This window comes from Nodosilinea sp. AN01ver1 (assembly GCF_050565655.1).
Taxonomy (GTDB): Bacteria; Cyanobacteriota; Cyanobacteriia; order Phormidesmidales; family Phormidesmidaceae; genus Nodosilinea.
The window spans coordinates 55,124-80,169 of the sequence record NZ_JBNXVS010000027.1 but is presented as its reverse complement, the minus strand read 5'-3'; the positions used below and the strand labels follow the sequence as shown (position 1 = coordinate 80,169).

General features: G+C 57.1%; 22 protein-coding genes. 7 read left to right on the top strand and 15 right to left on the bottom strand.

All coding sequences use genetic code 11. The annotated features are described in order from the left end of the window. Positions 1-484: 484 nt before the first annotated feature. Positions 485-667 carry a hypothetical protein gene (locus tag ACQ4N7_RS19365; RefSeq protein ID WP_430713129.1) on the bottom strand — a complete coding sequence of 61 codons (183 nt, stop codon included), beginning with the start codon at positions 665-667 and terminating at the stop codon, positions 485-487. A gap of 300 nt (positions 668-967) precedes the next feature. On the opposite strand from ACQ4N7_RS19365, the gene ACQ4N7_RS19360 reads away from it, so the two are divergent. Next, a complete protein-coding gene (locus ACQ4N7_RS19360; RefSeq protein WP_430713128.1) occupies positions 968-1,606 on the top strand; it encodes a hypothetical protein in 639 nt (212 codons plus the stop codon). 60 nt (positions 1,607-1,666) lie between these two features. Next, entirely contained in the window at positions 1,667-3,133 is a 1,467-nt protein-coding gene (locus ACQ4N7_RS19355) for a hypothetical protein (RefSeq protein ID WP_430713127.1), read from the top strand. A 116-nt stretch (positions 3,134-3,249) separates the two neighbouring features. On the opposite strand, the gene ACQ4N7_RS19350 is transcribed toward ACQ4N7_RS19355, so the two are convergent. The 8 genes from ACQ4N7_RS19350 to ACQ4N7_RS19315 form a co-directional block, all read right to left on the bottom strand. Further along, positions 3,250-4,233 (bottom strand): hypothetical protein, encoded by a 984-nt coding sequence (locus tag ACQ4N7_RS19350; RefSeq protein WP_430713126.1) that lies wholly within the window; start codon positions 4,231-4,233, stop codon positions 3,250-3,252. A gap of 237 nt (positions 4,234-4,470) precedes the next feature. Next, a complete protein-coding gene (locus ACQ4N7_RS19345; protein WP_430713125.1) occupies positions 4,471-5,517 on the bottom strand; it encodes a hypothetical protein in 1,047 nt (348 codons plus the stop codon). Next, positions 5,429-6,310 carry a hypothetical protein gene (locus ACQ4N7_RS19340; RefSeq protein ID WP_430713124.1) on the bottom strand — a complete coding sequence of 294 codons (882 nt, stop codon included), beginning with the start codon at positions 6,308-6,310 and terminating at the stop codon, positions 5,429-5,431. Before ACQ4N7_RS19340 ends, ACQ4N7_RS19345 begins: the two co-directional genes overlap by 89 nt. A gap of 71 nt (positions 6,311-6,381) precedes the next feature. Further along, positions 6,382-7,404, bottom strand: coding sequence for a metal-dependent hydrolase (locus ACQ4N7_RS19335; RefSeq protein ID WP_430713123.1), 1,023 nt, complete (start codon positions 7,402-7,404; stop codon positions 6,382-6,384). A 169-nt stretch (positions 7,405-7,573) separates the two neighbouring features. Then, entirely contained in the window at positions 7,574-8,422 is an 849-nt protein-coding gene (locus ACQ4N7_RS19330) for an AAA family ATPase (RefSeq protein WP_430713122.1), read from the bottom strand. A gap of 17 nt (positions 8,423-8,439) precedes the next feature. Next, the gene (locus ACQ4N7_RS19325) at positions 8,440-9,015 is read right to left on the bottom strand and encodes a hypothetical protein (protein WP_430713121.1); all 576 of its coding nucleotides are present in this window, start codon (positions 9,013-9,015) and stop codon (positions 8,440-8,442) included. A gap of 335 nt (positions 9,016-9,350) precedes the next feature. Further along, positions 9,351-11,486 (bottom strand): amylo-alpha-1,6-glucosidase, encoded by a 2,136-nt coding sequence (locus tag ACQ4N7_RS19320; protein WP_430713120.1) that lies wholly within the window; start codon positions 11,484-11,486, stop codon positions 9,351-9,353. Between the two features lie 197 nt (positions 11,487-11,683). Continuing rightward, on the bottom strand, positions 11,684-13,069 hold the full coding sequence (locus tag ACQ4N7_RS19315; protein WP_430713119.1) for a collagen-like protein: 1,386 nt from the start codon (positions 13,067-13,069) through the stop codon (positions 11,684-11,686). Positions 13,070-13,291: 222 nt separating this feature from the next. On the opposite strand from ACQ4N7_RS19315, the gene ACQ4N7_RS19310 reads away from it, so the two are divergent. After that, entirely contained in the window at positions 13,292-13,660 is a 369-nt protein-coding gene (locus ACQ4N7_RS19310; RefSeq protein WP_430713118.1) for a GIY-YIG nuclease family protein, read from the top strand. Beyond that, a complete protein-coding gene (locus ACQ4N7_RS19305; protein ID WP_430713117.1) occupies positions 13,657-13,881 on the top strand; it encodes a hypothetical protein in 225 nt (74 codons plus the stop codon). Before ACQ4N7_RS19310 ends, ACQ4N7_RS19305 begins: the two co-directional genes overlap by 4 nt. A gap of 568 nt (positions 13,882-14,449) precedes the next feature. On the opposite strand, the gene ACQ4N7_RS19300 is transcribed toward ACQ4N7_RS19305, so the two are convergent. After that, positions 14,450-16,726 (bottom strand): GUN4 domain-containing protein, encoded by a 2,277-nt coding sequence (locus ACQ4N7_RS19300; protein WP_430713116.1) that lies wholly within the window; start codon positions 16,724-16,726, stop codon positions 14,450-14,452. Positions 16,727-16,924: 198 nt separating this feature from the next. Between ACQ4N7_RS19300 and ACQ4N7_RS19295 the strand changes: the two genes are divergently transcribed. After that, the gene (locus tag ACQ4N7_RS19295; protein WP_430713115.1) at positions 16,925-17,851 is read left to right on the top strand and encodes a cation diffusion facilitator family transporter; all 927 of its coding nucleotides are present in this window, start codon (positions 16,925-16,927) and stop codon (positions 17,849-17,851) included. Between the two features lie 84 nt (positions 17,852-17,935). Next, positions 17,936-18,157, top strand: a complete 222-nt coding sequence (locus ACQ4N7_RS19290; RefSeq protein ID WP_430713114.1) for a hypothetical protein — start codon at positions 17,936-17,938, stop codon at positions 18,155-18,157. A 6-nt stretch (positions 18,158-18,163) separates the two neighbouring features. Here ACQ4N7_RS19290 and ACQ4N7_RS19285 read toward each other — a convergent pair whose 3' ends face one another. Further along, on the bottom strand, positions 18,164-20,065 hold the full coding sequence (locus ACQ4N7_RS19285; protein ID WP_430713113.1) for an ABC transporter ATP-binding protein: 1,902 nt from the start codon (positions 20,063-20,065) through the stop codon (positions 18,164-18,166). Positions 20,066-20,255: 190 nt separating this feature from the next. On the opposite strand from ACQ4N7_RS19285, the gene ACQ4N7_RS19280 reads away from it, so the two are divergent. Continuing rightward, positions 20,256-21,308, top strand: a complete 1,053-nt coding sequence (locus tag ACQ4N7_RS19280) for a hemolysin family protein (protein WP_430713112.1) — start codon at positions 20,256-20,258, stop codon at positions 21,306-21,308. 98 nt (positions 21,309-21,406) lie between these two features. Here ACQ4N7_RS19280 and argB read toward each other — a convergent pair whose 3' ends face one another. From argB to ACQ4N7_RS19260, 4 genes are all read right to left on the bottom strand, one after another. Beyond that, positions 21,407-22,306, bottom strand: coding sequence for an acetylglutamate kinase (gene argB / locus ACQ4N7_RS19275; RefSeq protein WP_430713132.1), 900 nt, complete (start codon positions 22,304-22,306; stop codon positions 21,407-21,409). 114 nt (positions 22,307-22,420) lie between these two features. Next, complete coding sequence (locus tag ACQ4N7_RS19270) at positions 22,421-22,984, bottom strand: shikimate kinase (protein WP_430713111.1); 564 nt, start codon at positions 22,982-22,984, stop codon at positions 22,421-22,423. Positions 22,985-23,035: 51 nt separating this feature from the next. Further along, positions 23,036-24,280: a hypothetical protein gene (locus ACQ4N7_RS19265; RefSeq protein ID WP_430713110.1), complete on the bottom strand. Its 1,245-nt coding sequence runs from the start codon at positions 24,278-24,280 to the stop codon at positions 23,036-23,038. 30 nt (positions 24,281-24,310) lie between these two features. Beyond that, complete coding sequence (locus tag ACQ4N7_RS19260; RefSeq protein ID WP_430713109.1) at positions 24,311-24,961, bottom strand: flavin prenyltransferase UbiX; 651 nt, start codon at positions 24,959-24,961, stop codon at positions 24,311-24,313. Positions 24,962-25,046 lie beyond the last annotated feature (85 nt).

Below are 25,046 nucleotides of genomic sequence, written 5' to 3'. Positions count from 1 at the left end.
ACTCGGGGTGGGTTTGGGGAACCGTAGCAGGGGATGGAGGAGAAAGATGCATAGAGCCTAAGGAAAAGATGAATCAGCCTGAAACTCTAGCATCTTCAGCCTTCCTTGAGAATGAAATGGCCCTGGCGTAGAAGTATTCAGCATAAAAAATAAACACAATATTCCACGACTTAAAGCTAAGCCGAGAAAAATAATCTAGAAGGTTTGGCAGGCTTTAGTGATTAATTGGACTTTTATGAATCTTCAGGAACACAACTCTCTTAAGCATATGTAACGCGATTACTGCATGACAGAGATACAGCATCAGAGCGTTTACAGAAGCTTCAAAGTGACATTAAATTAAGGCTTCTTTTATCTGCTACAAACAGGATGCCCAGCAAGACGACGGAATCATCCTTAATGCTTCTTAATATTGAGATATGGGTTTATGTCTGTTGATCAGCACTTTTTGCCCTGTTTACGGACTTAAGGATGCTGAACTGTACTACCCAATTACTGCATCATCATCCAGGTCTTTCAGCGCCTGCGCGATCGCCAACCTCACCAGGTAAGCCTTCTTCCGATTCCACTGGGTCGCTTTTTGAGACAGCTGCTCATGCAAGGATTCCGGCATGTCAACAGTAAACCGGACAATACGTTCTGGGGTTGAGTTGTTGGGAGTAGTCATCGTCGGCCCCTCCTGACTTAATACGCTGATACTATCCAGCCCACGTTTCTCTTTTACTGGTTCCCCTCCCGCACGCCCACCATAGCCTCTCGGCTCTGACCAGAACCATCCATATGGCCATCCCCATTACTGAACTCCCTCCCGTGAGAGTACTTAGGAAAGTTGCCAAACAGACCGCAAATTCACAGTTTTCATAGACGCAATCCCATAGTGTGCCGGACGTTGGCAACCGCTCTGAAAAAGTACGGTTATACCAGTGTTCCCTTTTGTCCTCTCTCGTAGATTCCTCGGCTGACTGACATGAAAAAGCGTAAATTTCTGGCGATCGCTGGTGCTGGCTTAATTGGTGCTGGGCTGTTTGCACCCCTTTCCATGGCTCAAACCTATAGCGGCAATACCGTCTATAAAGTGATGCGCTCCAACGGCACCCCCCAGGTGATTGTGGCCAACCGCACTCCTGGTGAACGGCTGACGATGACCTATCCCAATGCCACTTCATCTCGGCGGGTGACGGCCAACGCCTGCGGCCTGGTGGTGCTGCGGGATAGCCCCTCGAACGTCTTAACAGACCTGGTATCGGTCGATGGCATGGCTGTTGACCAAGCCTCATTACCAACCCAACTACTGCCCCGCTGTGTGGATGGCAACCTGGAAGAGGCACGGGCCGCAAACTTCAAGACTGGGGCCGGGGAGGTGGTGGTCGTCAAGACTCCCAACACGGTCTATGAGGCAGTCTACTCTGGGGGCCGCACCCGTAACGTGACCGCTAACGCCTGCGGGTTTGTGGCCATCAGCGGTACCAGCACGATCCCTTGGGAGGATGCTGCCAACCAAGCGTTTGAGATCGGGGGCATATCCTACGACATCAACACGCTGCCCACCGCCACTCCAGAGCCCCTATGCCGTAGTGGTCAGCTCTATAACCCCGCTAGCTGGTAGTAACTTTCGTCTCCTCACATTCACTCCAAACCGGCCTCTCTACGGAGAGGCTTTTTTATTATGAAACTCTCCCTCTCAATTCCCCTATTGGCATTGCTAGCCGCTCCCCTGATGGCCGCCCAAGGCCATGTGTACCGCGATGGCGACGGGGCTATTTCCGTTTATAAGCTTGAACCCAATGCCCAGGTGAGGATCGGCCTTGATACCCCTCCCAGCCGAAACCTCACCTCAACTAAGTGTGGCCTGCTGGTCATCACCAGTTCAGCCAACTACCCGATCGCCACAGTTCAGGTGGATGGAGCCGTGATCAACCCCGCCAATGTACCCCAGCAGATCAGGCCCAACTGTCGGCCCAAGGCAGATGGTTCCTACGCCCTCGATGAAGAACGCCCCAACCACTTCAGGACATCGAGCGGCGACCTGGTAATCGTTGGCAAACAGCCCGACACCCGCTACACCGTTACCTATCCTGGTCAGCTTCGCATCCTGACTCGGCGCGTCAACGCCTGTGGCATCCTGCGCGTGCGCGAGACAGACACGATCAACTTCAACCAGAGCATTCTGCTGCCCACCACCTCGGCCTCGACCTATGCCGAATTTCAGATCAACCAAATCCCTCAGACGACGCCCCTAGAGTGCTATCGCAGTGCTCTTTACCTGCCCCAGCCCTGGACAGACATCTTTGCTGAGGCGATCGCGGGCAGTGAGGTCGCTGCTGCCGTGGTCGAAGCGGCCCGGTCTATCCCGAGTGCGATCGCTGCTGCTACCGGTTCTACTGGGGGTGGATCTGGCGGCGGTTCTACTGGGGGTGGTTCTACTGGGGGCGGCTCTGGTGATGGCGACGGTTCAGATGGTGGTGGAACGCCGGGGGGTGACTCTGGGGGATCTAGTGGTTCAGGGGGCGGCTCTAGCGGCCCTGGCGGGACTGATGGAAACTCAGGGGGTGACTCTGGAGAGAACTCCGGGGGCGGCTCTGACGGGGGTTCTGGCTCCCCCAGCATGAATGATTTCACGTTAGCGACCTACAACCCTACAAGTCATGACTTTAACCAGGATGGTCGGGTGGATGACTCTACCGGCGATGGTATTCCCGATGATCGCGACAGTGATGGATTCCCTGATGGGCCTTGGGGTGGGAATGACTTGCCCAGGTCGGCGGGTGCGGGGTTCACTATTCCTGCAACTGCCAGCTTTTGCTTTGGGTATAACGGCAATATTGTTGTCTCATCGTGGAGTTTTACTCGCAATGCCAGCTACTGGCTTCGCGCCGCCGACGGTAACTACCCCATCTCCGGTGACAACGTAGAGGGCAAAGCTTCCTTTGGTGCCACATCTGGACCACCTACTATTCGATTTCCTGGAGACTGGCGAGCATCAAACTTTGGCCATTGGTTTGAGGGCAGCGAACGTGGTGTCACCGTTATGGATGATAGATACGATGAAATATTTAGCGACTATCTGCCCCAAATCCCATCCTGCTTAGTACCGCCCTGGATGGTTAACCCACCTAACGGGATTACGTTTTAGGCTACTCAACGCCCAAGACCATCATTTGAATCTAAGTCATAAAGCTTCTCGGCCTCGACCATGCTCTGCGGGCCGAGGTTTGCTTTTTCGTAAAATATAAACTATGACAGTCAGCCTCATTCCTGCTCTATAACTTCTCCATCACCGGGACTGTAGCAGGGCCTAGATTTAGTAACAATCACTTTTCCCCAAAGTGCATAGTTTCCCTGTCTAGGCTTAATTGGCTTATAGTCAAGAATTTTTACTTCAGAGCCTTGGCACAGGACTCCTACTATTGAAGTATTTGAACTTGCGGCTATTGAAGGCAAGTCATATCCAATTCCAGGAGGAGATTGCCTAATATAGATAGGAGAGACAATCTCTGCATAAGAGTCTTGTAATTCATTTACATTAAGTTTATCAATTATGGCCCCTTCTGGATTGAAGCTGAATTTACTGGCTTCTTCCTTTTGCAAGGACAAATTCATCCTTCCATTTATATCAATTTCTCGACTAGCAGTTTCTGAAAAACGTCCAAGAAGCATCCATCCTTCCAAGGCGTTGCTAGAGAATAAGCTAAGAAGCTGAGTACCTCCATTCGTGACCTGTGGGCGAATATCTGCATTGGATTCAACCCCCTCTAAAGCTTGATAGTTATCTACTACCCATTTGGCTTCAATCCGTCTTGATGCCTCTCTTAGGGATGGGTTATTATCAATAAGTTTGTTTCTTTCTTTTGAATCTTCTGACAGGATGAGATAGGAGATGGCTTCATCCAAGTCATCGCTGTCACGCGATGACGCAATTGAAATCAGGACCCTTTTTTTGTCGTAATCATTTGCAAGTGAATATAGAGACGCTAGAGCAACCCTTGACTTTTCGGGATCTGAACCTGAAAGCTGCTCAAGTGAGTCTTTGATTTCCTTTTGGAAATATCTCACCAGGTCAACTTCTCGATCGAGTATTTCTACTCTAATGGTGTTAAAAGCTGTTACAACTGGGAGAATTACGAAAACAAGTAAGAACCTTGTTGTTTTCCAAATTTTACTTATACCGACTGAAGCCTCTTCACCTGAACCCTCGCCTGTGATCTTATTTAATCCATCTTGTGACTCACTCATTTTTCGCTTACCAACACCCTATTCATGGGATCTTAGTATTTATTAAGTCGAAAATATCTTTAAAACATCATTAAAAATATTGACACTTAAGGAGTGGGCAGAAGATTTAATTGTAAAAATCCTTCATGAGGATGTACTCAATAAAGGGCTGAAACTCCTGACCTGTAAGGATGTAGTAGCTATAGGCTCGGTTTTAATTGGTGTTAGCTCATAATTTAGTATCTAAAATTTTATTTCCTATTCTTCAATCCCCAAGACCATCATCTGAATTCGGGCCAAGCGAGTTCTCAACCTGGCCCAAGCGCGGTAGGTATCGGCCTTCTGCCTATCTAACTGTGACAGATGGCCCAGGTATGTGACACTGTCGATCTGGTCGCTGAAGCGGTAGTCAATCTCCAGCAGCCTGTGCTGTACTGTGGCGCGGCGGGCCACCTCCTGAGAGATCTGGAACTCGCGCCGGGTGGCATCGAACTCCAGCACTTCAAGGGCAACCTGCTCCCGAAGAGTCTCAGCGATTTTGCGTTTCTCCTGCTCGATCTGAGCCACTTTTACCTGGAGGTCACTGATGGCGATCGCCGTCTGCTGAGCCCTGGCATTGGTCTGGGTCACGCCACGAATCAGGGGAATGCCAATCAGGCCCAAAGCTTCGTTGATGGCATTGAGGGGGTTACTGAAAGCCGAGAGTAGGCGGTCGAAGAATCCCCGCTGTTGGGGTTGGCCATTGACCATCACCTGCTCATAGGTCAGGTAGCGAGACATCAGCGGCTCGAATGAATCCATCCAAACAGCGGTTTGGTTGCGGCTGCGGGCCTCTTCGATGCGCTGGTCAATGCCGTCAATGCGCTCCTGAATGATGGCTAAAGTGAGGTTGTTCTCCACCGCCATCGTCTGAAGTTCGCTGATGCACTCGGTGGTTGGCTCCAGGCAGGGCAGGTCGCCCATCATCGCCGTCCACAGATCTTCATTGATCTGGGTTTGGATCAACAGATCGAGGTTGTCGCCCAGGGGATTGAGAGGGTTGTCGTCGAGCTGGTAGAACTCGTCAGGGTGAGAGATTAGCGGCAGGCTGGGATCTTCAACGTCAACAGGTTCTTCACTGTCCTCCTCAAGGGATTCTTCCTCAAGGGGTTCCTCTTCAAAGACTTCCTCCTCAAGGGGTTCTTCCTCAAAGACTTCCTCTTCCTCATAGACCTCATCAGGGGCTGACTGGGCCAGGGACAGAGAGGGGTTGGATAGTAGAGGTATCAGGGTTAGGGCCACCGCCAACAGACAGCGTAATTTCAACGGAGAGGCGGTTGTCCGACTGCCCCAGCCACTTAACCCGGCGAATCGTTCCTGCATAGGGGCTCCTGACCGTCGATAGGTCGATAAGTTTGGCGTTGATGTCTTCTACCTGGGCCTGCAGCTGCGCCTCTTGGAATGCCTTCTCCCGGCGCTGCTGCTCGGCCTGCTGGAGCTGTTGGGAGTGCATAAGCCGCTGTTGATTGGCTTCCTCTGCCCGTCGCGCCATTGCCAGAGAGTATTCATACTCCTGAAAGGCCCGCTTCTCCTGGGCCTGACTCAGTTCAGCTTTGGCCAGCTCCAGATCCTGGTACAGCTTCTCCAGGATGCGGTCCTCATGCTCGCGCATGGCCGGGGGCACCTCTGAGGGCTTCATCGTGGTCAGCAGGTCAATCTTTCGCTTCTGAAGGTCGATGCTGTCTTCAACCTGAGCGATCGCTGCCTCTTGAGTGCCGTAGTAGACCGGGGGCAAGCCCGATACCGGAGGCACGGGCAGCGGCTGGGGTGGGTCGAGTACCTGCTGAGCCTGGATCCGCTGAAGTGAGATCTGGGTCTTTTGTAGCTGTACCTGGAGAGCGCTTCTCTCGCGGGTGCGGTCAGCCAGGATATCGCCAGTGGCGACATAATCCCCCTGCCGCACTTTCAGGTCGTCAGGCTCACTCAGGCTCAGCGTAAAGGTAAGGACTCGGGGCTGAGTGCTAACCGGGGGCGTGGTGATGAGTTGCGGCTGTGGCGGCTGGATCGCTGGGGCCTGTCCCTGGGTAGGCTCTGCCCGCGTAATCCAAATCAGTCCCATTATCCCCAGAACACTCCCTAGACCGATGAAAGCTTGTAGTGGTGGGCCTTCACGGTGGGGAGTGGGGTTTGTCATGCTTTCACTTTCACAAGGACACTGCCCTGCAAGATCCAGAATTCCCGCAGCAGGGCTGAAATCTCGTGGGGGTGGGCATTTTGTAGTTCAATCCGTCCAGTGGACAGTCTTATCGTGGGGTAGGTTTCGAGGCTGCTGGGGGGTGGTGCTTCGTCCAGATCATCAAGCATCAAGCTGCCGCTGATGTAGGCGTTCTGGGGAACAGTCGCCAACCACTCCATGACCCCGACCTCCTGCAGGTTAAACATTTGAGCTGACACATTGACTGGATCCCCTAGGTTGACCTTGACCCGATTGGGACGGATCTGGGCGTCGGATCCTTTGCCGATTTTGTAAATCTGACTGGTAGCTACGTTCTCAGCAATTACATCGCTGGTGCTGGCCTCCAAAACCTCATAGGTGCCGCTGACTGACTGCCGGGTGTACGTGTGGATCCCTTCTACTGTGACAAAGACACGCTGGGTCGCTCCATGCTTGTGAAACAAGTCAGCGGCGGTGGCCGTGTCGTTAAAGAACGTGCGGGCAACGGTTTCAGAGAGTCCCCCGGCGCTGGTCAGATTGATGCTGACGATGGTAAGAAAAACGGCAGTGGCCAGTACCCAATACTCAGCAGGCGATCGCGTGTCGAGTCGTGCTCTGGGGTTGCCTGGTATCACCAGGCGGGCGGGGTTAGGATAGAACGCTTCCACACCTGACTTGGTGAAGGCATCGGCAAACCAGCCGACGAAGTAGCCCACTACTATTGCCAGGAAGAATTGCCATTGGATCCATAGTAGGGGAGCCGCCAGCCCAGTCACAATGGCCGTAGCCATGAAGGAATGGGTCAGCGACCGATGGGGAAAGCGCTGCTCTAGAAAGTTGGTCAGGGGCCAAATCAGGCGACCTGAGAAGCTTTCTGTGGTATCGATGTCGGGCAATTGGGATGCAATTGCGGCGGTGGTCAGCACGTAGGGGTCGGCGGTGCCAATCGAGATGGCTGTGGCGGCGATCGCCAGGGCAGCATGGGTCACACTCATCATGGCTGCACCTCCATCATCTCCAAAACACACTCTTCTGGCTCTAGGTCGCCCAAGTCCTTCACCTGGCAGGTACAGTAAAACTCCAGCCCAACCAGGTTCACTTGCCAAACGATGACCCATTGGTCTTGGGCTAGCTGGCCAGATTCATCCCCCCAAATACCTCGGATGTTCATTTCCCTAACCTCGTACTCTTCCGATTGAGCGAGTAGAACAACGTGCGTAACGTTAGGGCCAAGAGGGTGGCCACCCCGCCCACGATGTAGAGTGCTTTGTCGCCCAGACCAATGCCGATGAATCTCACGATTCCGATCGCGCTGAGGCCAGCAATCAGGAAGGGAGTACCGTCGATGTACTGCCGGTGGTCTGTGCTCATCTCTTCCCCAATCCCCAGTAGTTCCTCATGCACCACCCGCTTGGCCAGGGCCGGGTTGCCGCCGACTCGTTGCTGAAGGTCAGCGAACTTGGTGGGGTTGATGGCCATACCCTGAGCGGTGGCCTCGGCATACATGATGGTGCGGATCTGGTCGGGGGTAAGTGGATCCAACTCCATGCGAGGCAGCTTCAGAAAGACATCCCGCGCTGGGGGCCGATCCGCCAGCAGCAGCAGCAGACCTTTCCCCCTCAGCAGTTCTTCCATCCAGTAGCGCAGGCTGGCGGGCCAGCGGTGGGCATCGTCAGCAATCAGCAGTCGTCTACCGCAGTTCATGTCCTTGGCGATTTCGACCCGTAGCTGGTCGGCGGTGAGAGGCTTGGGCCGCTCATCACAGGTTTCGGTGGGCACCCCTAAGGCTTCAGCGATGGCGATCAGGGTTTGTTTGGCGCTGCCGGAGTAGGAGGCGATCGCTATCTGGTAGTCACTGCCCAGGCGTTTGGCAATCTCTATCCCCAGAACACTTTTGCCGCTGCCTGATTCCCCAAGCACCAGAAGAGACTGCCCCTTCACTAAAGAGCTGACCATCTGAGAAATGTCGTCCTCTCTGAACTCCACCACCAGGGCGCTGCCGTCGCGGGTGGTCAAAGGTTTGGTTAAAGTCCTTACGCTGCTGCTCCCCGCTGGCTGCGCCACTGGCCTAGGATCCGGCTGGCGATCTCGGCGGGGTTCGCTTTTGGGCGGGTCGCTTCCCTTACCTCCGTCACTTTTCCTTGAAGGTCGGGAGCGAGGTCGTCAAAGGTCATCTGCTGAGCCAGCTGCGCCACTACCAGGTCGCCCATCGCCATATTGTGAGCGGCGAGTTCCTGGGCCTGGCGGATTAGTCGCTCCAGGTCAGGGGTGTCTGCCTCTGGGGTAGGGCCAGTCCAGGGGGGAGTGTCGCCCAAGCCCGATTCTTCAGCCGTGGCTAGAGCCGTTTCCTCAAAGCCGTCGATCTTGCCGGTGGCTAGAACGTGCGATCGTAGGGCTCGGATGCGGTCGGCTTGCTGTGGCTCCAGGTAAGCTTTGCCACTGCCGTCTTTCTGGGCCTTGATGTCGAGGTGCTTCAGGTAGCTGTAGTAAGCATCTTTCTTGATCCCCAGCTCTGCCATCAGGTCATCGGGTCGAATCTGGTGCTCAACTATGGCCTGGGTAGAATTCTGGTATATGGGATCAGGCTGTGCCGAATTCGGGTCACTCATGGGATAAAAATTTTTTAGAGAGTGCCCATATTATGGGAATCTCAGCGAATTCAATGGCTCAGGCACACCACCCGAATTCTGGTGAAGGTTGGTTGAAGTTATCTTCAACATCTAAGTAATAGACTTAGGTAGATTCTTTCTAAACCGAATCCAAGTCCTCAGCCATTAGGGAAGATTTAGGGAAGCAGATTCAGTCAGGCTAGCTAACCCCTTGATTAATAGGCTTTTAGGCTACTGGAATAGTCGCCTCCTAAGCGGCAGGTCGTGGGTTCGAATCCCGCCAGCCCCGTTGTTTGCAGTATTGCCTAATCTAAAGATTGGCAATGGGCATTGACCTATTCTTTGAGCCGGGGGCGCAGCAGGGCGCTGACCCGCAGCACCTCGGCTACTGACCAGGCCTGGGCAAAGGCCCCACGCGGCTCCATTGGCACGTCACCGTCAAAAATTTCGCTGACGGTGCCCAGGCAGCCGCCGCCGTGCAGGTGGTGAATCAGCGGGTCTAAAAAGCTGTGGGCCAGGTCGGCATCCTGGTAGACCCGCCAGTGGGCCTGCACAAAGGGGCCAATCAGCCAGCTCCACACGGTGCCCTGGTGGTAAGCGCCGTCGCGCTGAATCAGGTCGCCGCCGTAGATGCCTTCGTAGCTGGTGTGGTCGGGGTCGAGCGATCGCAGCCCGTGGGAGGTCAGCAGTCGCTGGGCTACCACATCGACTACCGCCCGCTGCTGGTCGGAGCTCAGGCAGGGTTCGCCCAGGGCTGCATCGGGCAGGGAGACGGCGAAAATCTGGTTGGGGCGCAGGGCCGGGTCTGCGCCGTCGGGGCCGTCGAGCACGTCGTAGCAGTGGCCCAGATCAGGATTCCAAAAGCGCTGAAAGCCCTGGTGGGTTTGGGCGGCCATCGTCTGGTAGTTCTCCGCAGGCTGACCCAGCAGGCGGGCAAATTCGGCCATCACCAGCAGGGCGTTGTACCACAGGGCGTTGACTTCCACCGGCTTGCCGATGCGGGGGGTGACGACCCAGTCGCCCGCTTTGGCATCCATCCAGGTGAGCTGCACGCCGGGTTCTCCTGCTGACAGCAGGCCATCGGCGGGGTCGACCTGAATGCTGTGGCGGGTGCCTTTGCAGTGCCAGTCGATGACCTCCTGCAATCTGGGAAAGAGGTCTTTGATTAAGGCGGTGTCGGCGGTGGCCTGGTGGTAGGCGCGCAGGGCCTCAAAGTACCAGAGGGTGGCATCTACGGTGTTGTAGTAGGGAGCTTGGCCATCCTCCGGGAAGGCGTTGGGCAGCATGCCCTGATTGAGGAAGCGGGCAAAGGTCTGCAAAATCAGCCGGGCCAGGGTCGGGCGTCCGGTGGTAAAGGTGAGCCCCGGCAGGGCGATCATGGTATCGCGGCCCCAGTCGCCAAACCAGGGGTAGCCTGCGATCACGGTTTTGCCGATGATTAGGGGCGTTGACTGATGGCTATCGGTACTCTCGGCGGTCTCACCCTGGGGATGAGCGGGGGTGGCAGCGGTTTCTGGACTGGGGGAATTTAGGGAGTCGCCGAAGTCGGCGGGGTCGGTATCTACGCCCAGGCCAGCGATCGCCCGGTTGACGATAAACTGATCGGCGGCCAGCACCAGCTGGTTTACCCAAGTCGGGGGCTGGTCGTCGGGCTGGGCCGCTTTGCCCTGGCTGATCAGGTGCTGCTCGTAGGCCAGGCGGCGCAGCAGGGCGCTTTGCCCGGAGCAATCGGCCTCGGCCTCGGTGGTGGCCACCAGCGTAAACGACTGGCCCTGGCCCAGGGTGGGGCTAAAGGTGGCGGCGTGCAGATGGTCGTCGTAGGGGTCGATGCCCCGGTAGGCCTCAACCGCTAGGGCGTAGCCGTTGTACCAGGTGTGGGCGGGGCTGGCGGGGGCGGTTTCGCTCAGCAGATAGAAAGGCTGGGCGTTGTCTTTAGCCTGAAGGCGCAGTCCGTGGGGGCAGGGTTCGATCGCCATTTGCCAGCCCTCGCCCTGGGTGCTGTGGTGGTGCAGGCGATGGTTGACCAGCACCTTGAGGTCGAGGTGCACCGGGGCGCTGGCGCGGCTGAGGGTGTAGCGCACGTAGGTGGTATTGGCCCCTGGCTCCATCCAGACGCGCTTTTCGAGGCGGGCGTCGGCGATCGCATAGACCCAGATCGGAATTGTGCCCTCCAGCCGAAACGACTCCAGGTGCAGGTAGCCGTGGGGAGTGATGGCACCATCGGCCCAGCGATCGCAGTAGAGGGCATAGCTTTGGCCTAAGTAGGTGGCGGTTTCATTCACCTTGGTGACCAGCAGCGTGCGCTCGACCGGCGGTTTGAGCGCTGCCACCAGCAGCCCGTGGTAGTGGCGGGTGAGCACCCCCGACACCGTGCCGCAGCCGTAGCTGCCCAGCCCGTTGGTGATCAACCATTCCTGCTGTGTGGCGATCGCCGCGTTGCCGCACAGATGACGACCAAAGGAGATAGTCATACCCTTAAACCTATATGTTTGCTTGGCCCTGTATTTGCTCGGCGACGATTTTACTCGCCCGATACTATAGCCAAAAGCGAGCGACGCGAATCGCCAATCCATGGCGATCGCCTCCCTTTCTCAAAAGCTTTACAGAGATTTCGCGAAACTGCGTCTATAGAAAGCCAGAAACTACTTCCGCTGCTGCCGTCTGCGCCCTAAAACTGCCCCTGCCACGACATGGTCTGCTCCGCCCGGTTGTCGCCCAGCGATCGCACGGCGGTTATCTCAAGCTGGGCGTAGGTGCCACGGGTCAGAGGGCCGCGATCGATGGGCAGCCGTCCCAGGGCCAGCTCAAAGCGGTTGCCGGTCAGACTAACCAGTTCGGTGGGCAACACATCGTCGTAAACGGTGACGTAGCGGGGGCGGCGGTTGTCCCTGGGGTCGTCGCGGGTGGTCCTCAGCGTGAGACGAAACTGAGTATTGAGATACTCTGACTCGCTGGCCAAATCGAGCACGGCGGCTGAGAGGTTTGCGCCGCTGCCCTGCACCGTCCCCAGAGCCAGGCGGGTGACATCGCTGGCCCGCACCGCATTGGTCACGGTGATCACCATCTGGTCGCCCTCGCGGCGGGTAGTGTAGTCGGCCCACAGACTGTCGGGAAAGGTCGCCGCCAGCGACCCATCGGGCTGAATTTCGGTGCGCACATCGCCCCCGGCAAAGGTGCCCAGCGGTCTGGGGGCCTGCCAGTCAAGGCTGACGGTGCCCTCCACGCGCCCGGTGTACTCCTTATAAATGTCGTTGACGCGGGAGCCGGGAGCCAGCAGAGCGTTAGCCCCGCCGCGCTCGGCCCACAGGTTGCGCGAGAGCTGCACCGGCTGGCTGGCCAACGTTGACAGCCCTACGGATGCCGCTGGGGTCTCGGGCTGCAATGGCTCTAGCTGGTTGACAATCCACAGTTGCCCATCGGCACCGGGGGCACCGTCGCGGCCAAAGGCACCGTTGCTACCGCTGCGGCCATCGCGGCAGGTGTAGCGGGTATTGCGGCAGCTGTAGCCGGCCTGGCCAGGGGTGCCCGTGCAGGTTTGAATCTCCCAATCGCGCCTGTCGCAGCGGCAGCCCAGGGTACCGCTGCCGCCCCGCCCGCCGCGCCCAAAGCGGCCCCCGCTGGCGTTTACTGAGAGCTGTCGCAGGGCGGCGCGATCGCCAAAGTACACCGTCAGATCGCCGCCCGCCCCACCGCTGCCGCCCTGTCCACCGTTGCCGCCATCGCCACCGTCGGGGGCTTGCAGGTTGTAGCTCACGTTGCGGGGCTGTCCACCGCAGCGGGGCCGATAGCCGTCTTCGCCCGCCTCGCCATCTTCGCCATCGCTGCCGGTGAGGCTAAAGCTGGCGGGGGTGCCATCGGCGATCGCGGTTTGACTGGCCCCGGCGGTGCCGTCGCGCCCCGACCTGCCGCTGCGGCCGTCGCTGCCATCGCTGCCGTAGGTGCGGGTGTCCTGCGCCCAGGCCAGCATCGAGCAGCCGTTGAGGCTCGGCAGCGGTAGGGTAGCGGCAAGACCCAGGCAAAGGGGCGCAAGGGCAAGGGCAAGGGCGCGTTTCATGGCGAGTGATCTCGGTGTGCAAAGCTACCCCAGGGTAGCCACGGGCACGGCTAGATGGCGCGATCGCTGTGCCAGAATTTGCGGTAGGTTGCTTCGAAGTTGCATTGGCAAAATCATTGGCTGCAACAGCTCTACATCTATGCCGTGTTAAAAATTTTTAGCCAAAGGCCAGCAAGAGACTACTATTCTCTACAGCGATCGCCCCGTTGCCCCTCAACCTTAATGACCAGTCAAATTCAGCAAGAAGCCCGAGAAATACTGGATACTCTCGCATTTACTCCTTTCGAAGATTGTCAACCTCTCAGCCGCGACTTCGAGACCATCCCCAGTCGCATTGGGCTGTATGCTTTTCGTCATCGAACTCAAGAACTGCTCTACGTCGGCAAAGCCAAAAATCTACGGGACAGGCTGCGCGGTGGTCACAAGGTCTTTCTCTGGGGCTGGCTTGACCGCTACGATCCTAATGATGTCAGAATCGCGTACGTTATCGTCAACGAGTGGCAAAGGCCAGGGTTATCATATGAGCTAGAAACCTTGATTTTACAAGCCTCGAACCCGCCCTACAATGTCAAAATTCCCAGAGCGCTATGACTCAGACTGTCTTTACACAACATCTGCCGCCTGAAGCAATTCATCAGCTGGTTGGTTATCTGCCCGATTACGTTAGAGAAGGGCTAGACCAAAAAGCGTCTGAGCTAGACTGCTCTCTCGAAGCTGTAATTGAAATGGCTCTTGCAAGCTTGCTTGATGATGAAGCCTTTAGCTTTGAAGACTGCCTTTTGGCCCAACGCCTAAAGCAACACCAATCGTAGAGATCCCAGCTACAGTATCTGCGATCGCGGCTACATCCGTTCGATCAATGCAGAGAGGGTGGGCGACTAGCACCCTGGAGCATCAGCCAACCCAAGGGACGAATCGAGTAACTTGAGTACGAAACTTGATTACTAAACCGCGTTACTTGATTACGGCAGGCCATTCATAAGTAACGCTAGAAGAAAACTTAATTTTGCCATAACGTTACTTATCTATGGAGTGCGATAGTTAAGTAACGCTTAAGCGAAACTTGATTTCGTTATAACGTTACTTATGGATGGAGCTTGCTAATCAAATAACGCCCACGTGAAACTTGATTTCCTCCGTTTTTTGGGTTTGATGCCTTAGTCAAGACCCGTAGGGTGCATTCGCGGCCAACACCTCATTTTGCATCGAGGCGATTTCCCCTTTGGCCGCAATGCACCGCTCACGCATAACGGGCTTTTTCAATTGGTGAGTTGTGGCGCATTGCTTCACGAATGCACCCTAAGCTCGTTGGAGCGCCCTGATTTTCCGTGCAGAGGAGGGCTGAAATATTTTTTTGGATTGAGCTAAAGCGCTTATTTGCTAAAGCTTGCAAGCTTCAAAACGACAGGAAAGAACTTCCACTGCAAGCCCATAAATGCCATCACCAATACCACCACCACAACCAACATAAGGTAGGTGTCCATCAGGGGCAGTTATGTCGTATTGTATACAAAATTCCCATACGGCTTTTTCGCGCCAGCCTACTTTATCTCCAAATCTTTCAAAAGTATCCTTGTAGTACATTCCGTCGGCGATACCGCCAACCTCTTTTGACAAATAAATCTCTTTCTGCACACTAAAGCCAAACTTGCCCTGGCTATACTGCACCCATAGTCCATCAATCGCCAAAAGCTCCTCACAGGGAAAGTTCAATAACTCATCTAGCTCGAAATACTGCCCTTCTTCTTTACCCACCGTAGTAATCATCAGGCGATAGGTTTCCTCATCTGCCTCTTTCCACTGGCCGTTCTTTAAACACTGCTCTAGCTGCTGATAGCGAGCAGTGACTACGGTTTGCCTCAATCTTTTAAGCTCTTCTTCTAGTGCTGGGTTGAGCCGCTTTGTTGTGTCTTGGTAGCAACTGTAGGCCAAATCGTAAGCGCCCTGCTCAACCATCTTTCCTAGCAACCAAGCAGGGTTGACCTGGGCAGCGTAGAGCAAAGTTGTTGGCTTCCACCAATCGTCTTCAAAGCGGTCATACAATAGGTTCTCTTTTTGAGTACGGGCAATTTCGGCAGCAGCTAAATATTCTTGAAAGCTCAGGTGGGCAAACTCGTACTCGTCTTCCTGCTGCACTATCAGTTCGCTAATTTGCACTACCTGGTCAAGGAACTCGACAGCGTTAATGGGTTCATCCTGTTGCGCCAGGCAGTAGGTCAAAATTTGGCGCATGTCATATTGGGCAATGCGTTCGATTCGCTGTTGCATCATGTGTAGGGCCAGCATTTGCAGCACGGTCTGAGCCTCACACTGGGTCAGCAGCGTGTCGAGCTGGCGGGCGCGAGGGCGATCGCGTAATTGCAGTTGGCAAATTTCTTTGTACAGCTCTACCCGCCGCTGGGGCAGCCGTGCCCCTGGATATCGCCGATGAAAGGTGACGATCATATTTAGCAGCAGCGGGTTTTTGGCCAGGTCTTTTAGCTCCTGGCGAGCTTCAATCTGGCGCAGCAGGTCTTGGGCGTTGTCATTGGCCAGCTTGACCACATCGGGGGTGGCTCTGCCGCCGTGGGCGTAGCGTTCCTGGCACTGGTACCAGCGGGTGACAAAATCGCGCCGCTGGCTGGCATCAAAGTCGCGTACCCAAAGAGCGGTCGAGAGTTCTAATCGGTGGGCAGCATCCTGGTCGCGATAGGCTTTGGGCCGCGAGGTGACGATAAACACCGAGTTGCCATAGCGGCGCATTTGAGCATTAATCCAGTCCGCTACAGCGGGGCGTTGCTCTTTAGCAACTTCGTCAAATCCATCGAGCATAATTACTCCCTCACCCCGGCTCAGCATGTCCGTTGCCCAGTTGGCGGGTACAGGCATGTTTTTGCCTTCTTTTGGCAGGCTGGGAATGTGGTGTTCGGCAATAAGCGTTGGCAAATCAGGCGCGTTCTCACTGGCCAACAGATCGCGATGCTTACGCAGCACTAGCAACACCGGAATTCGCTTTCTAACATTGTGACGACCGTGCTGCTTGGTGCTGTATAAGTAGGCGATGTGCTTCAGCAAGGTGGTTTTGCCGTAGCCACCCCAGGCGAGAATTACTAACTGACGAAAGGCGCGCGTTTGTTCAGCCTGGCGTAAAAAGTGCCAGATGTTGAGGTTGGTCGCTCGTTCTAGCTCTTGAGGATTGAACGATTCTGCTGCTGCCTTAAAGCCGGGTAATGTGCCGCTGAGATCCAGAGCCAGGGGCACAAAGACCTCTTCCAGCATGGGGGTGAAAATTCCCTCTTGCTGAGGCACACCCTCAGGGCGGTACGACTGACAATCCCATGCCTGACATTGCAAATACCAGTCTTCAAAACCGCTGAGGTGGGTCGTAACTTGCTCGGTTTTGCGGTCAATAGTCTTGTCCAGAGCTTGCCCCGCCTGCTCTAGCCGTCGCCGATTGCCAGAGTCGATGGGTTTGAGCAGCGTAGTGCCGTAGGCAATGCCCAGGCCAATCACCGCTGAGGCGATCGCTTTAGGAATGCTGCCATCGTCTTTGATCAGTTGCCAAAAGGCGTTTGCCCAACCTGCGGTAAAGCCCCCAGCCGCGATCGCTTTAAGCAAAAGTTCAGCTAGTCGCTCATTCAACGGCGCGTTAGGGCCTGGAGGCGGGGTTTGAGTCATGGGGGCAGTAGCGGGGGCAGGTTGCCTCCTATTCTGGCCTACCCCAACAAAAACCGATGCAGCATCGTGGAGCGGCATAGTCATCAGACCTAAAGCAATTACTTTTTGGTCAAAGTCATCCCCATCAAAACTCACCACAGCCTCTGGCTGAGCTGGGCAGGCTCCTACAATGGGTCGAGAGTGTATGAGAAGACGACCATGGCTGGTGGTGAATCGAAAGTTTCAATCTATGCTGCATTGGGAGCCAATATCGCCATTGGCGTTGCCAAATTTGTCGGGGCTGCCATCAGCGGCAGCTCGGCCATGCTGTCGGAGGGCATCCACTCTGTGGTCGATTCGGTTAACGAGCTGCTGCTGCTCTACGGCCTCAAGCAAAGCGAGGCTCCGCCAGACGAACAATTTCCCCTGGGGCATGGGCAAGAACTGTATTTTTGGTCGCTGATGGTTGCAGTGCTGATTTTTGCTCTGGGGGGCGGCGTGTCGATGTATGAGGGGTGGCATAGCTTTCAACACCCTGAAGTTGGCAACCATGCCTTGGTTAGCTATATCGTGCTGGCTGCCGCTGCCTTGTTTGAAAGCTTAGCCCTAGCCGTGTCTATTCGAGAGTTTAACAAAAACTATCCCCGCAAAGCTGAGGTTAGCTTGTGGCAGGCCATTCGCGACAGTAAAGACCCCAGCTCGTTTATTGTCATTGTGGAAGATGCCGCGGCGCTGGTCGGCCTTGCCATTGCCTTTGGCGGAATTGTGCTCACCCAGATGTTCGACAATGCTGTTTATGACGGCGTTGCTTCCATTCTGATTGGGCTATTGCTCATCGTAGTCGCCACGCTGTTGGTCATCGAAACTAAGAGTCTACTGATGGGAGAAAGCGCTTCTGTAGCGGTGCGAGACAGCATCAAAACCCTCGTCAAGGCTGACCAGGCCGTCTCTGACATGGGGCCACCGATTACCCTGCACTTAGGGCCTAGGGAGATCATGCTGGCAATGAATATCGAATTTCGCGATCATCTCTCTGCCGATGAGATCGAAGCGGCGGTACGCCGTATAGAAAAGAGCATTCGCACTACCCATCAAGATGTAACCCGAATTTTTATTGAAGCAGCCTCTCTGGATGGAGCTGACTAGAAGAACTCTGTATGTTATACGCTCCGCAGGGTAGCTCGTAAATCGTGCTAGCGTCGAAGCATTGCTTCTCTAAAGAGAAATGCCATGCTACGAAGTTATGAAGCCATCTACAAAGACGGACAGTTGAAGTGGCTCTCAGAGCCGCCTCAGATCGGCTCGGCGCGAGTTATTATCACCATCCTAGAAGACACTACGACTGATCTGACTCAGCGTGTGGCTTCCAGCGCGATCGCGGGCAAAGGTAAAACTCTAGGCGACATCGTTAGCCCCGTCGTTGCAGAAGAAGACTGGGAATGCCTAAAGTGATTGTGACTATGTTACCGTAGCCCGATCGCGCTGCAGCTCCTGAATGCGATCGAGGCTACCCACCGGAATCGCCTTGATCAGGTCTTGGGTGTAGGGGGTCTGGGGCTGGCGGTAGATCTGCTCGGCGGGGCCAACTTCTTCGATGCGGCCCTGGTTCATCACCATAATGCGATCGCTCATAAACTTCACCACCGCCAGGTCGTGGGAAATGAAGATATAGGTGAGGTCAAACTCGGCCTGGAGTTCTTTCAGCAGGTTGAGCACCTGGGCCTGCACCGACACATCCAGCGCCGATACCGACTCATCGCAGATGATGAACTTGGGGTTGAGGGCCAGGGCGCGGGCGATGCACACCCGCTGGCGCTGGCCGCCCGAAAACTCGTGGGGGTAGCGGTTGATGCAGGTGGTGGGCAGCCCGACGCGATCGAGCAGGTAGGCAACGCGCTCCTGCTGGTTGCGCCTGCTCTTGATCACGCCGTGAATTTTGAGCGGTTCGGCGATCGCCGCCCCAATACTCATCCTCGGATCTAAAGAGCTGTAGGGATCCTGAAAGACAATCTGCATATCTCGCCTGAGCTGCCTGAGCTGTGAGGAGCCCAAGCTCAGCACGTCGCGGCCCTCAAACCAGATCTTGCCGCCCAGGGTGGGCACCAGCCGCAGCAGGGCGCGACCCAGGGTGGTTTTGCCGCAGCCCGACTCGCCCACCAGGCCAAAGGTCTCGCCCTTTTGAATCTGAAACGACACATCCTGCACGGCCATGACGTGGCGGTGGGTTTTGCCAAACACGCCCCGCACCGGGTAGCCGACCCGCAGGTTCTCGACCGCCAGCAGAGGCCCGTTGGCGGCCAGGGTTTCGGCGCGAGCGGCTAGCTCGGCATCGGTCCAGGGGGCAAAGCGAGCCTGGGCCTCGGCATCGAGGGTGCGCGCGCGCAGGGCAGCGCCGGGCTGGCTGCCGTTGGGCGCGGCCAGCTCAGTGGTCATAAAGTCGGTCACGGTGGGCAGCAGTCGCAGCCGCTGGTTGGGCTGGGGGCGGCAGGCCAGCAGTCCCTTGGTATAAGGGTGCTGGGGCTGGGCAAAAATGTCCCACACCGGCCCTGCTTCGACAATCTGGCCCTGGTACATGACCGCCACCTGGTCGGCGATCTCGGCGATAATGCCCAGGTCGTGGGTAATGAAAATCAGCGACATGCCCCGGCGATCGCGCAGCTCGCGCAGCAGGTCGAGAATGGTGGCCTGCACCGTTACATCCAGCGCCGTAGTCGGTTCGTCGGCAATCAGCAGGTCGGGGTTGCAGGAGATCGCCATGGCGATCATCACCCGCTGAATTTGACCCCCCGACAGCTCGTGCGGGTAGCGATCGAGAATGGCCTGCTGACGGCGCTCGACTTCTTCTTTGAGCGATAGGTCGTCGAGGCGGGGCTTTTCGGCTTTGACGGTAGCCGCCAGTTCGCTGTCAGAGGGCAGCAGCTGCACCTCCTGCAGCCGTGCGATCGCCTGCTGACAGGCCTCTGCTTTAGAAATATCCTGGTGCTGGCGAATCGCCTCCACCATCTGAAAGCCAATCGTATACACCGGATTCAGCGAGCTCATCGGCTCCTGAAAAATCATCGACACCTGGCCACCGCGATAGCCCTGGAGCTGGGTTTCGCTCAGGGTGCAGAGGTCAACGGGGCTGCCTGTGCCATTGTCAAACCAGATTTCGCCGTTGACCACCTTGCCCGGCGGGCTGGGCACCAGCCCCATTACCGCTAGCGAGGTCACCGACTTGCCCGAGCCCGATTCGCCGACAATGCCGAGGGTTTGCCCTCGTTTTACCTGAAACGAAATGTCGTTGACGGCCTGAATCTGCTGGTTGTCGACCTCAAAGTGAACAGTGAGATGCTTAACGTTAAGAATAGTGTCGCTCATTGGGTGTTTTCAGGCGAACGATCAGGGCCAGAGTGATCTCGAGACGGTCTCAGTTCAGCCCAGCCTGAAGCACTCTGCCAAGGCCACACTCAACTGGGTAACGAGATGGTGATTCATCTCGCTAATGGATCATAGTAGATGAATCATAACAGCGTCCCTCTTGCCGATTTCGTTCGTCCCCAACCCTCCCATGCTGAATCTTGCGATCGCCATTCTAATTATGCTCATTGGTTCTGCCCTATGCTCGGGCAGCGAGGCCTCGCTGCTCTCGGTGCCCGTGCTCAAGGCCCGGCAGCTGGCCGAGACCAAAAAGCCTGCCGCCCTGGCGCTTTTAGCGATTCGCCAAAAGATCAACCGCCCGATTGCCACCATTGTTATTCTCAATAACCTGTTCAATATTGTCGGCAGCGTGCTGATTGGGGGCATCGCCGCCAACGTGTTTAACGACGCTCTGCTGGGGGTGTTTACGGGGGTATTGACCCTGCTGGTAATTTTGTTTGGCGAAATTTTTCCCAAAATTTTGGGCGAGCGCTACGCCGTTCCCCTGGCGCTCACCCTGGCGATACCAGTGCAGTGGGTTACCTGGCTGTTTACGCCCATCGTGCTGCTGCTGGAAAAAGTGACGTCGCCCTTTACCAGCCAGGGCGATCGCCCCAGCACCGACGAGGCCGAAATCAAGCTGCTGGCCACCATTGGCCACCAGGAGGGCATCATCGAAGCCGACGAGGCCGAGATGATTCGCCGGGTGTTTCGCCTCAACGACATGAAATCGGTCGATATCATGACACCGCGCGTGGCGGTCACCCATCTGTCTGGCAATTTAACCATTGCCGAGGCCGAGGCCCAAATTCTCAACTCCCAGCACAGCCGCATTCTAATTAGCGACAACGACATCGATCGCATCGTGGGCCTGGTGCTCAAAAACGAGGTGCTCACCGCCCTGATTCGCGGCCAGGGCCACCAGCTGCTCGGCCAGGTGGCTCGCCCAGTGCGCTTTGTGGCCGAAACCGAACGAGCCGACAAGCTGCTGCAAGACTTTCAAACCGCCCGCGAGCACCTGGCCGTGGTGGTGGATGAGTACGGCGGCGTATCGGGGGTAGTCACCCTCGAAGATGTGCTGGAGGTGCTGACCGGTGAAATTGTCGACGAAACCGATCGCAGCATCGACCTGCAAAAGCTGGCTCGCCAGCGGGGGCGACACATTTTGCGCACCCGTGGCTTTAACTGGCCCTCCGATTCTTAAGTGGCTGCCAATCCAAGGGTGACGTGTTTGGGGAAGTTTAGGGTTCAAGGTTTAGGGTTCAGGACCGGCCTTGAACCCTAAACCTGAAACCTTGCACCCTAGCTCCGAAACTCAGAGGCTACGATCATCGAGCCAATGCCCAGGTCGCTGAAAATCTCCAGCAGCAGGGCGTGGGGGATGCGGCCATCGAGAATGTGGGCTGCGCCAACGCCTTGGGCCAGCGATCGCACGCAGCAGTTCACCTTTGGAATCATGCCGCCGGCCACCACGCCGCTTTCGATCAGCTGGCGGGCCTGCTGAATATCGAGCTTGGGCAGCAGGGTAGAGGGGTCCTTATAGTCTTTCAGAATGCCCTTGGTATCGGTGAGCAAAATCAGCTTTTCGGCCCCCAGGGCGGCGGCAATTTCGCCCGCAACCGTGTCGGCGTTGATGTTGTAGGCCTGGCCCGTCTCATCGCTAGCCACGCTCGACACGATCGGGATGTAGCCCGCCTCCACCAGCGACTTCAGCAGCCCCGAGTCGATGCCGCTGACTTCGCCCACAAACCCCACCCCTTCGGCCCCCTGGGGGCGGGCGGTAATTAAATTGCCGTCTACGCCGCAGAGGCCCACGGCCTTGCCGCCCGCCTGGTTGATCAGCGACACCAGTTCTTTGTTGACTCGGCCCACCAGCACCATTTCCACCACGTCCATAGTGGGGGCATCGGTCACCCGCAGGCCGTCTTTGAACTGCGGCTCAATGCCCAGCTTGCCCAGCCAGATGTTGATCTCGGGGCCGCCGCCGTGCACCACCACCGGGCGAATGCCCACGCAGGCCATAAACACAATGTCGCGGATCACGTCGGCCTTGAGGCTGCCATCTTTCATCGCCGCGCCGCCGTACTTGACCACCACCGTGCGGCCCCGAAACTGCTGAATGTAGGGCAGGGCCTCGCTGAGAATGCGAACCCTGGTGGCCTCGGCCTCGTTGACCGTTTGCGAAGGAGAAGACTGAGCCATAGTGCTGGAGATGGGGGTAGCGGGGCATAAACCTGGATTTTTGCCCAGGTGCGGAGTGTGCATAGGTCACCTCCAGCTCCTAAGCTTAACCCGATGCAGATTGCCAGTAGTGTATCAATTGAGCACGGCAGAATCAGCTTCAGAACGAATTCTTTGGTCAATTAGGGCCAGGGTGCGGGCGGCGATCGCCGCCACATCGTCTTCAGCGCCTACGCTCACCCGCACATCGGCCTGGGTGTAGAGGGGTTGCCGCTCGGCCAGCAGCGTGGTCAGCTTCGTTGCCAAGTCCTGCCCCTGCAACAGCGGGCGGTCTGTATCTCCGCTCAGGCGCTCTTGCAGCACGGTCGGAGGTGCGTCTAGCCACACCACAATGCCGTGGTGCAGGTAGCTCCAGTTGTGCTGCTGGGTAACAATGCCGCCTCCGGTGGCAACCACCAGGCGACGGTAGGCCGACAGTTCTGCCAGTACCTTAGTTTCGAGCTGACGAAAGGCGGCCTCGCCCTGGGCCGCAAAAATATCGGTGACAGGCTGCCCCGCAGCGGCCTCGACCACGGCATCGGTGTCAAAAAACTGGTAGCCCAGAGTTTGAGCCAGGGCGGCTCCGGTGCTGCTTTTGCCAGCACCCATCATGCCGATGAGGTAGAGGTTGATGCCGTTGAGGCGATCGGTCAGGGTCATGGTCGGGGGAGGGAGGGGGTGAGTAGATGGGTGGGTGGGTGAGTGTGGGCGTTAGGGGGTGAGGGCATCGTCGGCGGCGTCCCAGTCGTCGTCGCCGTTCTGGCTGCCTTCGCTGTTGCCCTTATTGTCTCTGTCGTTAGCCCAGGTTGAGGTGGCGGCGGCTTCGGCGGCGGCGCTGTAGGGGGGCACAATGACCCGGTAGTCGGCATCGACTACGCCGTCTTCGGCCATTTCAGGGTCGCCGAGGGGGGTGCCGTCATCATCGAGGTCTGCGCTATAGGCCTCGTCAGGGGAGAAACCATAGACCGTCTCTGAGGCATACTCAGAACCCGAGCCAGCATAGCTATGGTCTGGGTCGCCGTAACCGCCAATATCGTCGGGCGGGGCGTAGATGTTGTCTACCTGGCCGCTGGGTGCAGGGGAGTCGTCATCATCGCGATAGCTGTAGGAGTACAGCGACCCATCCTGATAGACCCGACGGGGGGCTTGAGCGGCTTCGAAGTCGCGGCCAGGGTCACGGCTGGGTCTAGTTTGGCCCTGCTCCCAGCCCTGGCTGATCTCGTCCAGGCTGTCTTGTACTGGGCTTACCCCTGGAGTGTTGTAGGGTTGATCTTCGAGGCCGCCCCAGTCGTCGTCTAGCTCGCGCAGCGACTCGTCAACCCGCTGCTGCTGTTTGGCGCGCTGCTTGCTGCTGCTAAACCAGGTGGTGACGCCATCGATAATGCCCGAGGCTGCACCCAAAGGCGTGCCTGAGGCGGGCGAAGAGGTTTCGGGCTGGGAAGCGCGGCTGAGCGATTCCCAATCATTCATCTGGGCGGGCGATCGCAGGTTGGTCCAGGCTCGCCAGCTGGGGTCGTCGTCGGCTGGGTCACCCTGGGGGCGATCGCTGGGGGAAGCGGGCGAGCGCCCCGCACCAGCGGATCTAGAGGCGGGGTTGGTGTAAGGGGGCTGGTTGGGGCGATCGCTAGCGGCCCGGCTGGCTGCCGCCGACACCCCTGGCCCCGAGGCCGAACCCGTTGGTTCATAGCCCGTTGGTTCATAGAATGACTGGGGACGATATTTGTAGGCGTTCGATCGGCTGCGGCGGCTGCCTCCTGCCGAGCCCAGCAGCGCCGTCATCACCAGCGTGGTCAGAGCGCCCAGCAGTACCGCCCCCGCCAGCCAAATGCCCAAAGGCAACGCCTGGGTACTGCCGCCAAAAAATACCAGCGGCAGCGCCGGGGCCAGGTTTTGCACTCCCAGCAGCACCACCAATCCCAGCACCAGCACCACTACAATCAGACGTACGGTAGCCATATCTAGCCCTACAACGCCATCTTGCCCATCCTATCGTGACTCGTGGGGCAAATGCCCCTGCCAGCGGTTGAGGGGTACGCAGTCGATGTCTAACTGGTCGAGAGCGCGGGCCACCACAAAATCGACCAGGTCATCAATGGTCTGAGGCTGGTGATACCAGGCCGGAATGGCGGGCACAATTCGCGCTCCGGCCTCGGCCAGGGTGGTCAGGTTGCGCAGGTGAATCAGGCTAAAGGGCGTTTCGCGCGGCACCACCACCAGCTTGCGGCCTTCCTTGAGCTGCACATCGGCAGCCCGCTCCAGCAGGTCAGAACTGAGCCCCGCCGCCAGCCGCCCCACGGTGCTCATGCTGCACGGTATCACCACCATGCCAGCCGCCCGGTACGAGCCGCTGGCAATGGTCGCCCCCACGTCGCCCCAGGGGTGGCAGCGCAGCTTGCCCGCCGTCGGTACTCCCGCCTGGTCGCGCCAAAATTGCTCTTGCTTGTCGGGGTCGAGGGGCATATGAATGCTCGACTCGGCCTGCCACACCATCTGCGACGCCTTAGAGGCCACCAGATCCACCACCCCGTCGGCGTTCAGTACGTGTTTGAGAGTGTGGACGGCGTAGATCAGCCCCGATGCCCCGGTAACGCCCACGATCAGGGGACGGGCGGAGGCGAGGGTTGCGGGTGAGGGCATTGTGGGGGTGACTGGTGAGGGGATGAGGACGGTGAGGAGATGAGGAGATGAGGACGATAAGGAGGATTAAAACCTCGATCGCTTC

Bases quoted from the DNA above. Each gene is read 5' to 3' on its own strand.
- ACQ4N7_RS19365 (WP_430713129.1), bottom strand. From the start codon at position 667: ATGACTACTCCCAACAACTCAACCCCAGAACGTATTGTCCGGTTTACT.
- ACQ4N7_RS19360 (WP_430713128.1), top strand. From the start codon at position 968: ATGAAAAAGCGTAAATTTCTGGCGATCGCTGGTGCTGGCTTAATTGGT.
- ACQ4N7_RS19355 (WP_430713127.1), top strand. From the start codon at position 1,667: ATGAAACTCTCCCTCTCAATTCCCCTATTGGCATTGCTAGCCGCTCCC.
- ACQ4N7_RS19350 (WP_430713126.1), bottom strand. From the start codon at position 4,233: ATGAGTGAGTCACAAGATGGATTAAATAAGATCACAGGCGAGGGTTCA.
- ACQ4N7_RS19340 (WP_430713124.1), bottom strand. From the start codon at position 6,310: ATGGGACTGATTTGGATTACGCGGGCAGAGCCTACCCAGGGACAGGCC.
- ACQ4N7_RS19335 (WP_430713123.1), bottom strand. From the start codon at position 7,404: ATGATGAGTGTGACCCATGCTGCCCTGGCGATCGCCGCCACAGCCATC.
- ACQ4N7_RS19325 (WP_430713121.1), bottom strand. From the start codon at position 9,015: ATGAGTGACCCGAATTCGGCACAGCCTGATCCCATATACCAGAATTCT.
- ACQ4N7_RS19320 (WP_430713120.1), bottom strand. From the start codon at position 11,486: ATGACTATCTCCTTTGGTCGTCATCTGTGCGGCAACGCGGCGATCGCC.
- ACQ4N7_RS19315 (WP_430713119.1), bottom strand. From the start codon at position 13,069: ATGAAACGCGCCCTTGCCCTTGCCCTTGCGCCCCTTTGCCTGGGTCTT.
- ACQ4N7_RS19310 (WP_430713118.1), top strand. From the start codon at position 13,292: ATGACCAGTCAAATTCAGCAAGAAGCCCGAGAAATACTGGATACTCTC.
- ACQ4N7_RS19305 (WP_430713117.1), top strand. From the start codon at position 13,657: ATGACTCAGACTGTCTTTACACAACATCTGCCGCCTGAAGCAATTCAT.
- ACQ4N7_RS19300 (WP_430713116.1), bottom strand. From the start codon at position 16,726: ATGACTCAAACCCCGCCTCCAGGCCCTAACGCGCCGTTGAATGAGCGA.
- ACQ4N7_RS19295 (WP_430713115.1), top strand. From the start codon at position 16,925: ATGGCTGGTGGTGAATCGAAAGTTTCAATCTATGCTGCATTGGGAGCC.
- ACQ4N7_RS19290 (WP_430713114.1), top strand. From the start codon at position 17,936: ATGCTACGAAGTTATGAAGCCATCTACAAAGACGGACAGTTGAAGTGG.
- ACQ4N7_RS19285 (WP_430713113.1), bottom strand. From the start codon at position 20,065: ATGAGCGACACTATTCTTAACGTTAAGCATCTCACTGTTCACTTTGAG.
- ACQ4N7_RS19280 (WP_430713112.1), top strand. From the start codon at position 20,256: ATGCTGAATCTTGCGATCGCCATTCTAATTATGCTCATTGGTTCTGCC.
- argB (WP_430713132.1), bottom strand. From the start codon at position 22,306: ATGGCTCAGTCTTCTCCTTCGCAAACGGTCAACGAGGCCGAGGCCACC.
- ACQ4N7_RS19270 (WP_430713111.1), bottom strand. From the start codon at position 22,984: ATGACCCTGACCGATCGCCTCAACGGCATCAACCTCTACCTCATCGGC.
- ACQ4N7_RS19265 (WP_430713110.1), bottom strand. From the start codon at position 24,280: ATGGCTACCGTACGTCTGATTGTAGTGGTGCTGGTGCTGGGATTGGTG.
- ACQ4N7_RS19260 (WP_430713109.1), bottom strand. From the start codon at position 24,961: ATGCCCTCACCCGCAACCCTCGCCTCCGCCCGTCCCCTGATCGTGGGC.